The sequence below is a fragment of the Staphylococcus shinii genome (genome assembly GCF_017583065.1).
In the GTDB taxonomy this organism is placed as follows: domain Bacteria; phylum Bacillota; class Bacilli; order Staphylococcales; family Staphylococcaceae; genus Staphylococcus; species Staphylococcus shinii.
This window is the reverse complement of record NZ_JAGEVL010000001.1, coordinates 561,548-573,668: the sequence shown is the minus strand read 5'-3', so window position 1 is coordinate 573,668 and position 12,121 is coordinate 561,548. Positions and strand designations below refer to the sequence as shown.

Below are 12,121 nucleotides of genomic sequence, written 5' to 3'. Positions count from 1 at the left end.
TGAACGTCAAGGTTGAAAAACAATATCTTGAGGGATATTTTAAAATACTTGTTCTTAGTTTTTATGATATAGAAAGGATTTTGTAGAGTGAATGAAGAACAAAGAAAAAGTACTTCTATAGATATTTTAGCGGAACGAGATAAAAAGGAAAAAGACTATAGCAAGTATTTTGAACACGTTTATCAACCGCCAAGTTTAAAAGAAGCGCGTAAACGTGGAAAAGAAGAAATTAATTATAACCGTGATTTTCAAATAGATGAGAAATATAGAAATATGGGGCAAGGAAAAACATTTTTAATTAAAACGTATGGCTGTCAGATGAATGCTCATGATACAGAGGTAATGGCTGGTATCTTAGGTGCATTAGGCTATACACCAACAGAAGATATTAATCAGGCAGACGTAATTTTAATTAATACATGTGCAATTCGTGAAAATGCAGAAAATAAAGTATTTAGTGAAATCGGTAACTTAAAACATTTAAAAAAAGAGAAACCAGAAACAGTTATTGGTGTATGTGGATGTATGTCTCAAGAAGAATCTGTCGTAAATAAAATCTTAAAATCCTATCAAAATGTAGATATGATTTTTGGAACGCATAATATTCATCGTTTACCAGAAATACTCGAAGAAGCTTATTTATCAAAAGCGATGGTAGTAGAAGTTTGGTCAAAAGAAGGCGATGTTATTGAAAACCTTCCAAAAGTAAGAGAAGGCAATATCAAAGCATGGGTAAATATTATGTATGGTTGTGATAAATTTTGTACATACTGTATCGTTCCATTCACAAGAGGTAAGGAACGTAGTAGACGACCAGAAGATATTATTGAGGAAGTAAGAGATTTAGCACGTCAAGGGTACCAAGAAATTACATTATTAGGCCAAAACGTGAATGCCTATGGTAAAGATATAGATGGTTTGGCATATGGATTAGGTGATTTGTTAGAGGATATCTCTAAAATTGATATTCCAAGAGTCAGATTTACAACGAGTCACCCTTGGGACTTTACAGATAGAATGATTGAGGTTATTGCTAACGGTGGAAATATCGTTCCTCATGTTCATCTTCCGGTTCAATCGGGTAACAATGCTGTTCTTAAAATTATGGGGCGTAAATATACACGCGAAAGTTACTTAGACTTAGTTAATCGTATCAAGTCAAGAATCCCTAATGTTGCTTTAACTACCGATATCATCGTTGGTTATCCAAATGAAACAGATGAACAATTCGAAGAAACATTAACGCTTTACGATGAAGTTGAATTTGAACATGCATATACGTATATTTATTCTCAAAGAGATGGTACGCCGGCAGCTAAAATGAAAGATAATGTACCTTTAGACGTGAAGAAAGATAGATTACAACAATTAAATAAAAAGGTTGCATACTATTCTGAACGTGCTATGCAACAATATGAAGGCCAAGTTGTACAAGTTTTATGTGAAGGCTCAAGTAAAAAAGATGATACAGTTTTAGCTGGTTACACTTCAAAAAACAAATTAGTCAACTTCAAAGCGCCTAAATCTATGATTGGCCAAATTGTAGATGTACAAGTAGATGAAGCGAAACAATTTTCTCTTAATGGTACATTTTTAAATGTAAGTAAACAAGCGATGGTGACACCATAATGTATGAAAAAGAAGAAATATTAGCTGAAGCGGATCGTATTAGTGAACGCATTAAAGCTTTAGATACAGTTAAAGAATATCATAACGTTGAATCGCAAATACATCAAAACAAAAATATAGAACAGCGAATGAAAGAATTAAAGAAAAACCAAAAGCAATCGGTTAATTTACAAAACTACGGTAAGACACAAGCATTAAAAGCTTCTGAGGATAAAATTCAGCATATTGAAGAAGATATTAATATTTTGCCTATTGTAGAAGAGTTTAGAGAATCACAGACCGAAGCTAATGATTTATTACAAATGATGATTAGTACCATGTCAGATCGTTTAAATCAACAACTAGAAGATAAAGATTAACAGAGATCGTGGTGGGACTTGTTGGAAAGGAAATGAGCCATATGAAGACGAGAAAGTTAACGCTAACTGCAATTTTTATTGCGATAAATGTTGTGTTAAGTAGTATTATTGTAATTCCATTAGGGCCAGTTAAAGCAGCGCCAATTCAGCATTTAGTTAATGTTTTGTGTGCTGTACTTGTAGGGCCATGGTTTGGTCTTGCGCAAGCTTTTATTTCATCTATCATACGTATGATTTTTGGTACAGGAAGTTTCTTTGCCTTTCCAGGAAGTATGGTAGGTGTGTTGCTTGCTAGTGGTTTCTATTTTTATCGTAAACATATCTTTATGGCGGCAGTGGGAGAAGTAATAGGTACAGGCATTATTGGTAGTATAATGTGCATACCATTAGCATGGATTTTAGGCTTTTCAAACTTTGCTGTTAAACCTTTAATGACAGCCTTTATTGTATCGAGTGTCATAGGTGCCATCATCAGCTATATCATTTTAATGATATTGAAAAGAAAAGGTATATTAAAAAAATATTTATAATCAATCTTAATAGATAAAGTTAAGGCACTTTGTTACTAATATGATTTTGAATTGATAGATTTGCTGCTTAAGTAGATCTACTAAATCAATCATTTACAAAGTTGTCTTAATTTTTTTGTGCTCATAAGTTTTAAAGCACAGAAAGATTTAGTTAATCAGTTGGAATCTATCTATTAATTTAATAAATAGGCGAAAATCGAAAACATATGTTAAAATTTAAGAGTTAAATTAACTAAATTAGTTAAAGAAAATGAGCGGGTATGATTAAAAAAATCAATGAAAAGTATTTCAAAATGCACGATATCACATGTATATTAGCTAATTAAATGTGCCTGACTATTGATGAAAATTAATCATTATTTTAATTTATAAACCAACATAATTTAAGTAAACACAAATACATAAGAATTAAAAAAAGGACTGTGACATATTAATATGACAAATCAAACGCCAATGATGCAACAATATTTAAAAATAAAATCGCAATATCAAGATTGTCTCTTATTTTTTAGATTAGGAGATTTTTACGAAATGTTTTTCGAAGATGCTAAAGTGGCATCTAGAGTATTAGAAATAACATTAACAAAACGTGACGCTAAAAAGGAAGACCCAATACCAATGTGTGGTGTGCCTTATCATTCTGCGGATGGTTATATTGAAACTTTGATTAGTAATGGATATAAGGTAGCTATTTGTGAACAAATGGAAGACCCTAGACAGACAAAAGGCATGGTCCGTCGTGAAGTAGTGCGTATAGTTACACCAGGTACAGTGATGGATCAAGGTGGCGTCGATGAAAAGCAAAACAACTATATATTAAGTTTTATTCAAGGTGCATCATCATATGCGTTAAGTTATTGTGATGTATCTACGGGTGAATTGAAGGCTACTCATTTTGAAGATGAAGCAACATTAATTAATGAAATTACAACAATTAACCCTAATGAAATCGTTGTTGATGAAGAAATTGGTGAAACTTTAAAACGTCAAATTAGTTTAACCACTGAGACAATTACCGTGTTATCAGATATTTCTAATGCATCTTATGAAGTTAATAATATGACTGAAACACACTTGTTTAATGCAACACAACTACTATTAGATTATATCCACCATACGCAAAAAAGAGATTTATCACATATTGAAACGGTAATTAAATATGAAGCTATTGACTTTATGAAAATGGATTTCTACGCAAAACGTAATTTAGAATTGACCGAAAGCATACGGTTAAAAACTAAAAAAGGTACTTTATTATGGTTGATGGATGAAACTAAAACACCTATGGGTGCTAGACGCTTAAAGCAATGGATCGATCGTCCGCTTATTCAGAAATCACAAATTGAGTCCCGTTTAGACACAGTTGGTCAATTTATAAATCATTTTATTGAAAGAGACACTTTACGCAGTCATTTAAATCAAGTATATGATATTGAGAGATTAGTGGGACGTGTTAGCTATGGCAACGTCAATGCACGTGATTTAATTCAGCTGAAGCACTCAATTTCAGAAATCCCAAATATTAAACATTTATTAGAAGATTTCGACGAACAAATGACTGAACAGTTTAAAGCATTAGAACCTTTAGATGATTTACTAAGATTATTAGAAGAAAGTTTAAAAGAAGAACCACCGATTTCAGTTAAAGAAGGCGGCTTGTTTAAAGTTGGCTTTAACAATGAATTAGATGGTTATTTAGAAGCTTCAAAAAATGGAAAAACATGGTTAGCAGAATTACAAGCTAAAGAACGCGAAAGAACAGGCATTAAGTCACTGAAAATTAGTTTCAATAAAGTATTTGGCTACTTTATTGAAATCACAAGAGCTAACTTACAAGGTTTTGACCCGGCTGCTTATGGCTATCACAGAAAGCAAACACTTTCTAATGCCGAACGTTTTATTACAGATGAATTGAAAGAAAAAGAGGATATTATCTTAGGCGCTGAAGACAAAGCAATTGAATTAGAATATCAACTATTTGTACAGCTTAGGGAACAAATTAAATCATATACAGAACGATTACAAAAACAAGCAAAGGTTATATCTGAACTTGATTGTTTACAAAGTTTTGCAGAAATAGCTCAGAAATACAATTACGCACGACCTACTTTTAGTGAAGATAAAACGTTAGAGCTTATTAATTCAAGACATCCAGTAGTAGAGCGCGTGATGGATCATAATGACTACGTGCCAAATGATTGTACGCTAAATCAGGATGCATTTATATATTTGATTACTGGTCCAAACATGTCGGGTAAATCAACATATATGAGACAAGTGGCTATTATTAGTATCATGGCTCAGATGGGTGCTTATGTGCCTTGCGAATCGGCAACGTTACCTGTTTTTGATCAGATTTTCACTAGAATTGGAGCGGCAGATGACCTAGTTTCAGGTAAAAGTACTTTTATGGTTGAAATGCTAGAAGCACAAAAAGCACTTGCTCATGCTACTGCAGATAGCCTGATTATTTTTGATGAAATAGGGCGTGGGACATCTACTTATGATGGTTTGGCATTAGCTCAAGCCATGATTGAATATGTTGCACATACTTCAAATGCTAAGACGTTATTTTCAACACATTACCATGAATTGACTACACTAGATCAGTCGTTGTCATGTCTGAAAAATGTACACGTTGCAGCAAATGAATATAATGGTGAATTGATATTCCTTCATAAGGTGAAAGATGGTGCAGTTGATGATAGTTACGGTATACAAGTAGCTAAATTAGCAAACTTACCAGATGCAGTAATTGATAGAGCTCAAGTGATATTAGATGCTTTTGAACAAAGTAATAAACAAGATACTACAGTAGAATTAGAAAATAGTAGCGACGAGTCATTTAAGCATTCAGTAAGTGAATCTCAAGCAACATATGAAGAGCAAACACCAAAAGTTAAATCATCTACTAATGAAGAGCAAAGTCAATTTGAACAGGCGGCATTTGATTTATTCGATACATCTGCAAAACAAAGTGAAGTTGAAAATGAAATTAAGACATTGAACTTATCTAATATGACGCCTATAGAAGCACTTGTGAAACTAAGTGAATTACAAAGACAATTGAAATAGAGGTGAAGTCAAATGGGTAAAATTAAAGAGTTACAGACATCATTAGCAAATAAAATTGCTGCTGGAGAAGTTGTTGAACGTCCAGGATCAGTAGTTAAAGAATTATTAGAGAATGCCATTGATGCCCAAGCGACCGAAATCAATATAGAAGTAGTGCAGTCTGGTGTTGAGTCTATACGTGTAGTGGATAATGGTACAGGAATTGCGATTGAGGATTTAGGTCTCGTATTTCATCGCCATGCTACGAGTAAATTAGATCAAGATGATGATTTGTTCCATATACGTACGTTAGGTTTCCGAGGAGAAGCCTTAGCAAGTATATCTTCAGTGTCGAAAGTGACACTGAAGACTTGTACAGATAATGAAGAAGGGCAAGAAATTTATGTTGAAAATGGTGAAATCCTTAATCAAAAACCAGCAAAAGCTAAACGTGGTACAGATATTTTAGTTGAATCACTATTTTATAATACACCTGCACGTCTCAAATATATTAAAAGTTTATATACTGAATTAGGTAAAATAACGGATATTGTGAATCGTATGGCAATGAGTCATCCTGATATACGTATTTCATTGATTTCTGATGGTAAAACTATCATTAAAACAAATGGCTCTGGCCGTACAAATGAAGTTATGGCTGAAATATATGGTATGAAAGTAGCTAAAGATTTAGTTCATATTACTGGAGATACGAGTGATTACCATTTAGAAGGTTATGTCGCAAAACCTGAACACTCTAGAAGTAATAAACATTATATTTCTATTTTTATAAATGGTAGATATATTAAAAACTTTTTACTTAATAAGGCAATTCAGGAAGGTTATCATACGCTATTGATGATTGGTCGATTCCCTATTTGTTACATTAATATAGAAATGGACCCTATATTAGTAGATGTCAATGTACATCCGACTAAATTAGAAGTAAGACTTTCTAAAGAAGACCAACTCTTTGAGTTAATAGTTGAAAAAATACGTGAGGCGTTTCAAGATCGTATTTTGATTCCGCAAAATGATATGGATAAAATCACTAAGAAAAATAAAGTGTTAGATAAGTTTGAACAACAAAAAATGGACTTTGAAAAGCGTAAACAACATCAGCATGAATTGCAGCAACAATCTCGCTATGATGAGATACAAGGTGATGAAATTAGTGAACCACAATCTGAAATGCAAACAAGATACAATACCAATCACACACAAAATGATGAGGTTCAATCAACCATACAAGAAACGGATTTTAATAATGATGATTATGTAAAATCGCAAAGAGCGTTATTAAATGAAATGGAAACTTTTGAACAACAATCAACGCTCCCTCATAACGACCAAGCTGACACTTTTGATCAAGGTATCGCAAACCAAGATATTAAAGGTAGTGTTAGTAAAGATGCCTCAAGACGTGTCCCTTATATGGAAGTTGTTGGCCAAGTACATGGCACATATATAATTGCCCAAAATGAACAAGGTATGTATATGATAGATCAACATGCTGCTCAAGAACGAATTAAATATGAGTATTTCAGAGATAAAATTGGCGAAGTATCAAATGAAATTCAAAATTTATTAATTCCTTTAACGTTCCACTTTTCTAAAGACGAACTGATGATTATCAACCAACATAAAGAAGAATTAGATAAAGTTGGCGTGCATTTGGAACCATTTGGTGGTAATGATTATATAGTAGATAGCTATCCAGTTTGGTTCCCAGCGTCTGAAGCGGAAGAAATTATAAAAGATATGATTGAATATGTATTGGAACATAAAAAAGTTAACGTTAAAAAAATACGTGAAGAAGCTGCAATCATGATGAGTTGTAAGCAATCCATTAAAGCCAATCATTATTTGAAAAATAATGAAATGGCTGATTTAGTTAACCAATTAAGAGAAACTGAAGATCCCTTTACTTGTCCACACGGTAGGCCGATTATTATAAACTTTTCAAACTATGAATTAGAGCGACTGTTCAAACGAATTATCTAGGAGGTTAGTGGATGAAGCCACATATTTTACCAGCTATTCGATCAATGAAAGACTTGGAGAAAATGATGCAAACAGATTATAAAGAATGCGTGTTACTAGATACACATATTGGACATGTTAAAAGCATCATGGAATTACTTAAGAAGAATAAAATTGAGACGTATATGCATATCGATTTAATTAAAGGTATGAGCCATGATGAGTTTGCATGCGAATATATCATACAAAATTATCATCCTAAAGGTATTGTTTCTACAAAAACAAAAGTAATCAATAAAGCGAAATCATTAAATACAACAACTGTTTTTCGAGTGTTTATATTAGATAGTCACGCTTTATCTCGAAGTATTGAGCTAATTAAACGCGTAGAACCTGATTATGTCGAAGTTTTACCTGGAATAGCCACTAAAGCAATTCAAATTATTAATGAAGAAACTAATACTTCTGTAATAGCTGGAGGATTGATTAATAAATTAGATGAAGTTGAAGTCGCGGTCGAAAACGGTGCTAAGTACATTACTACAAGTGATAGACATTTATGGTAAGGTGATATTGTTTTAATTAATTTAAGTTAAAACAATTGTGAATCATATTTTCAAAAATTAATAGATTAAATTTAAAAGCTAGCCATTTAAGCATAAGATAACCTCACTGCTGTATTAAATGAGCTAGCTTTTTATAGATTTATTAAAAGGGGAATAGATTATGATAAAACCGCAAAAGTTAAAACGTGGTGATACGGTTGCTATTGTATCTCTGTCGTCAGGTATCGCAGGTGATGATGTGATTCTATGGCGAACGTATCAAGGAATCCAAAGATTACAAGAAGTTTTCGATTTGAAAGTGAAAATAATGCCACATGCGTTAAAAGGTAATGCGTATATACGACAGCATCCTGAACTGCGTGCCGCAGATTTAAATGAGGCAATAAAAGATGAAGAAGTTAAAGCAATTATAAGTTGTATTGGCGGAGACGATGCGATTAGAATATGGCCCTATGTAGATTGTGAAGAAATCCAATACTATCCGAAAATTTTCACGGGGTATTCAGACTCAACAACCATACATATGATGTTTTATAAAATGGGAGTGATTAGTTTTTATGGTCCAGCCTTATTAACGGATTTTGCAGAGAATATGAGTATGGATTGTTATACGATAAAGGATATAGAAAAGAATTGGTTTAACACCGAGCCAATTGGTGAAGTGGTACCAGCGAAATACATTAGACCCTATGGATTAAGTTGGAACATTGAAAATAAAACAATTGCGAGATCAACTGTTCAACAACATGGCTATGAATTGCTTCAAGGACAAGATAAAATCAAAGGACATTTAATTGGCGGGAATTTAGAAACGCTCGTAGACATTAAAGAAACGGAATTATTTCCAAAATTAAATGATTTTGAACAGGCTATTTTATTTTTAGAAACTTCGGAAGATATGCCCTTGCCTACTGAATTTAGAGAGATGTTGTTTCAATTATTTGAAAAAGGTGTGTTTCATAGAATTAACGGTATAATATTCGGTAAACCGTTTAACAATACCTATTATGAACAATATAAAGACGTAATATTGACTTTTTTCAATATAGACCCGTTTAAGCAACTGCCTATATTATATAATTTGTCATTTGGTCATAACGAACCAAAACATATGTTACCTTATGGCGTTCAAGCAGAAATTAACTGTGAAACGAAACAATTTTTTATTACTGAAAATGCTGTTACTGATGATTAATTTGTGACGAAATTTTAACAAAAAGTTTGACAACGCTTACAAAAACGTTGTAAGATGAATTCAAGTTAATAATTAGAACAGAGATGGGAGATTTCTACAGTAATTAAACCGGTGGTTCGCAACTGGCTATAATTGTAGGGGTCTCTCTATCTATTTTTAGGAGGAGTCTCTATGAGTGTATATTTTGCTGAATTCTTGGGAACAGCAATATTGGTATTATTTGGGGGTGGCGTTTGTGCCAACGTCAATTTGAAAAAAAGTGCTGGTAACGGTGCGGATTGGATTGTTATTGCATTAGGCTGGGGACTTGCAGTTACAATGGGTGTCTACGCTGTTGGTAATATATCAGGCGCACACCTTAACCCCGCAGTAACACTTGCATTCGCTATGGACGGTGCTTTAAGTTGGAGTATGGTTCCGGGATATATTGTTTGCCAAATTCTAGGTGGTATCGTTGGTGGTATCGTTGTTTGGTTAATGTATTTAGCACATTGGAAACAAACAGAAGATCAAGGCGCAAAATTAGGAGTATTCTCAACTGCGCCTGCAATTAAAAACTATTTTGCAAACTTCTTGAGTGAAATTATTGGTACTGCTGCTCTAACATTAGGATTAATGTTTATTGGTATGAATAAAATAGCTGATGGATTGAATCCATTAATCGTTGGTAGTTTGATTATTGCAATCGGTTTAAGTTTAGGCGGGCCAACAGGTTATGCAATTAACCCAGCACGTGACTTAGGTCCTCGTATTGCACACGCAATATTACCAATCGCTGGTAAAGGTAATTCAAATTGGGGTTATGCAATTGTACCTGTTTTAGGCCCAGTTACGGGTGGTATGATTGGTGCAGTAATCTATAGACTAGTTTATAAAGGTGCATTTGATATGATGTCAGTTGTAGCAATAGTCTTATTAATAGTTACAATCGCACTTGGGGTTGTGTTAAATAAATCTAAAAGTGCAAAAGGTATCGAATCGGTTTATTAATTAAGTTTCAACAGTCCTGTTTATAAGTTAAAATATAAACAGGCTTTATAATATACAATATTAAGTAATAAAAGCATGTTTGTTGAGAATGATATTTGGCAATGTGTAAAATAGATATGTCAACGTCAAAATTTACATATACTATGTGAAAAGCGAACATGATAAAAGGGAGATTATAATTATGGAAAAATATATCTTATCAATTGACCAAGGAACTACGAGTTCAAGAGCAATTCTTTTTGACCAAGATGGTAAAATCAAAGGTGTAGCACAACGCGAATTTAAACAATTCTTCCCTAAATCAGGTTGGGTAGAACATGATGCAAATGAAATTTGGACATCTGTTTTAGCGGTTATCGCGGAAGTTTTAAATGAAGAAAACGTCGGGGCAGACCAAATCGCTAGTATCGGTATTACTAACCAACGTGAAACAACAGTAGTATGGGATAAAGAAACATCACGTCCTATCTATCATGCAATTGTATGGCAGTCTCGTCAAACTCAAGGTATTTGCCAAGATTTAAAAGAACAAGGTCTAGAAGACAAATTCCGAGAAAAAACTGGTTTATTATTAGATCCTTACTTTGCAGGTACAAAAGTAAAATGGATTTTAGATAATGTTGAAGGCGCAAGAGAAAAAGCTGATAATGATGAACTATTATTTGGAACAATCGATTCATGGTTAGTTTGGAAATTATCTGGCGGTAAAGCACATATTACAGATTACACAAATGCAAGTCGTACATTAATTTATAACATTCATGACTTAGAATGGGACCAAGAGTTACTTGATATCTTAGAAATTCCAAATTCCATGCTTCCTGAAGTAAAAGCATCAAGTGAAGTCTATGCAAATACTATTGATTACCATTTCTTTGGTAAAGAAGTACCGATTTCTGGTATTGCTGGTGACCAACAAGCTGCTTTATTCGGACAGGCTTGTTTTAACCGTGGTGACGTAAAAAACACTTACGGTACAGGCGGCTTCATGTTAATGAATACTGGCGAAGAAGCTGTTACATCTAAGAGTGGTTTGTTAACAACTATTGCATATGGAATAGATGGTAAAGTAAATTATGCACTTGAAGGTTCTATTTTCGTATCTGGTTCTGCAATCCAATGGTTACGTGATGGTCTTAGAATGATTAATTCTGCGCCTCAATCAGAAAATTACGCAGAACGTGTTGAATCTTCAGAAGGTGTATACGTCGTACCAGCATTTGTTGGTTTAGGCACACCTTATTGGGATGCGGAAGCACGAGGTGCAATCTTCGGCTTAACACGTGGTACAGAAAAAGAACACTTTATCCGTGCAACATTAGAATCATTATGTTATCAAACACGCGATGTGTTAGAAGCAATGGAAAAAGATTCTGCCATTACAGTGAATAATCTACGTGTCGATGGTGGCGCTGTAAAAAATAATTTCATTATGCAATTCCAAGCTGACTTATTAAATGTTGGCGTAGAACGTCCAGAAATTAATGAAACTACAGCTTTAGGTGCAGCTTACTTAGCAGGACTTGCGGTAGGATTCTGGGATAGTAAGGACGAAATTGCTAACCGTTGGAAGCTTGAAAAAGACTTTACTCCTAATATGGAAGAAAAAGAAAGAGAAAAATTATATAAAGGCTGGAAAAAAGCTGTAGAAGCAACGCAAGTCTTTAAATTAGAAGATGAATAAAAAAATAGACTAAAAGTTGTTATGTATGCTACAATAAGGGTAAGTTAATAATACAGAGATGAGAAATGAGAGATTCAGTTCGTACAATTATATATGTATGGGATGAGTCTCTCTTTTTTTATTATTTTAGG

At 33.5% G+C, this 12,121-nt stretch carries 9 protein-coding genes; all 9 read left to right on the top strand.

Annotated elements, in window-relative coordinates; genetic code table 11:
- Window positions 1-87 precede the first annotated feature (87 nt).
- The 9 genes from miaB (at window position 88) to glpK (ending at window position 11,990) form a co-directional block, all read left to right on the top strand.
- On the top strand, window positions 88-1,629 hold the full coding sequence (miaB, locus tag J5E45_RS02745; protein WP_039066706.1) for a tRNA (N6-isopentenyl adenosine(37)-C2)-methylthiotransferase MiaB: 1,542 nt from the start codon (window positions 88-90) through the stop codon (window positions 1,627-1,629).
- Window positions 1,629-1,988, top strand: a complete 360-nt coding sequence (locus tag J5E45_RS02740; protein ID WP_069793432.1) for a YlbF/YmcA family competence regulator — start codon at window positions 1,629-1,631, stop codon at window positions 1,986-1,988. Before miaB ends, J5E45_RS02740 begins: the two co-directional genes overlap by 1 nt.
- A 41-nt stretch (window positions 1,989-2,029) precedes the next feature.
- The gene (gene thiW, locus J5E45_RS02735; RefSeq protein ID WP_039066704.1) at window positions 2,030-2,518 is read left to right on the top strand and encodes an energy coupling factor transporter S component ThiW; all 489 of its coding nucleotides are present in this window, start codon (window positions 2,030-2,032) and stop codon (window positions 2,516-2,518) included.
- A 435-nt stretch (window positions 2,519-2,953) separates the two neighbouring features.
- Window positions 2,954-5,593, top strand: coding sequence for a DNA mismatch repair protein MutS (mutS, locus tag J5E45_RS02730; RefSeq protein WP_202847826.1), 2,640 nt, complete (start codon window positions 2,954-2,956; stop codon window positions 5,591-5,593).
- Between the two features lie 12 nt (window positions 5,594-5,605).
- The gene (gene mutL, locus J5E45_RS02725) at window positions 5,606-7,576 is read left to right on the top strand and encodes a DNA mismatch repair endonuclease MutL (protein WP_069793434.1); all 1,971 of its coding nucleotides are present in this window, start codon (window positions 5,606-5,608) and stop codon (window positions 7,574-7,576) included.
- Window positions 7,577-7,587: 11 nt separating this feature from the next.
- Window positions 7,588-8,121 (top strand): glycerol-3-phosphate responsive antiterminator, encoded by a 534-nt coding sequence (locus J5E45_RS02720; protein WP_069793435.1) that lies wholly within the window; start codon window positions 7,588-7,590, stop codon window positions 8,119-8,121.
- Between the two features lie 160 nt (window positions 8,122-8,281).
- A complete protein-coding gene (locus J5E45_RS02715) occupies window positions 8,282-9,316 on the top strand; it encodes a S66 family peptidase (RefSeq protein ID WP_069793436.1) in 1,035 nt (344 codons plus the stop codon).
- A gap of 171 nt (window positions 9,317-9,487) precedes the next feature.
- Complete coding sequence (locus J5E45_RS02710; protein ID WP_039066697.1) at window positions 9,488-10,306, top strand: MIP/aquaporin family protein; 819 nt, start codon at window positions 9,488-9,490, stop codon at window positions 10,304-10,306.
- A gap of 181 nt (window positions 10,307-10,487) precedes the next feature.
- The gene (glpK, locus tag J5E45_RS02705) at window positions 10,488-11,990 is read left to right on the top strand and encodes a glycerol kinase GlpK (protein WP_039066695.1); all 1,503 of its coding nucleotides are present in this window, start codon (window positions 10,488-10,490) and stop codon (window positions 11,988-11,990) included.
- Window positions 11,991-12,121: the final 131 nt, after the last annotated feature.

Excerpts from the sequence above, each read along its gene's own strand:
- J5E45_RS02740 (WP_069793432.1), top strand. The coding sequence starts at position 1,629 with ATGTATGAAAAAGAAGAAATATTAGCTGAAGCGGATCGTATTAGTGAA.
- thiW (WP_039066704.1), top strand. The coding sequence starts at position 2,030 with ATGAAGACGAGAAAGTTAACGCTAACTGCAATTTTTATTGCGATAAAT.
- mutS (WP_202847826.1), top strand. The coding sequence starts at position 2,954 with ATGACAAATCAAACGCCAATGATGCAACAATATTTAAAAATAAAATCG.
- mutL (WP_069793434.1), top strand. The coding sequence starts at position 5,606 with ATGGGTAAAATTAAAGAGTTACAGACATCATTAGCAAATAAAATTGCT.
- J5E45_RS02720 (WP_069793435.1), top strand. The coding sequence starts at position 7,588 with ATGAAGCCACATATTTTACCAGCTATTCGATCAATGAAAGACTTGGAG.
- J5E45_RS02715 (WP_069793436.1), top strand. The coding sequence starts at position 8,282 with ATGATAAAACCGCAAAAGTTAAAACGTGGTGATACGGTTGCTATTGTA.
- J5E45_RS02710 (WP_039066697.1), top strand. The coding sequence starts at position 9,488 with ATGAGTGTATATTTTGCTGAATTCTTGGGAACAGCAATATTGGTATTA.
- glpK (WP_039066695.1), top strand. The coding sequence starts at position 10,488 with ATGGAAAAATATATCTTATCAATTGACCAAGGAACTACGAGTTCAAGA.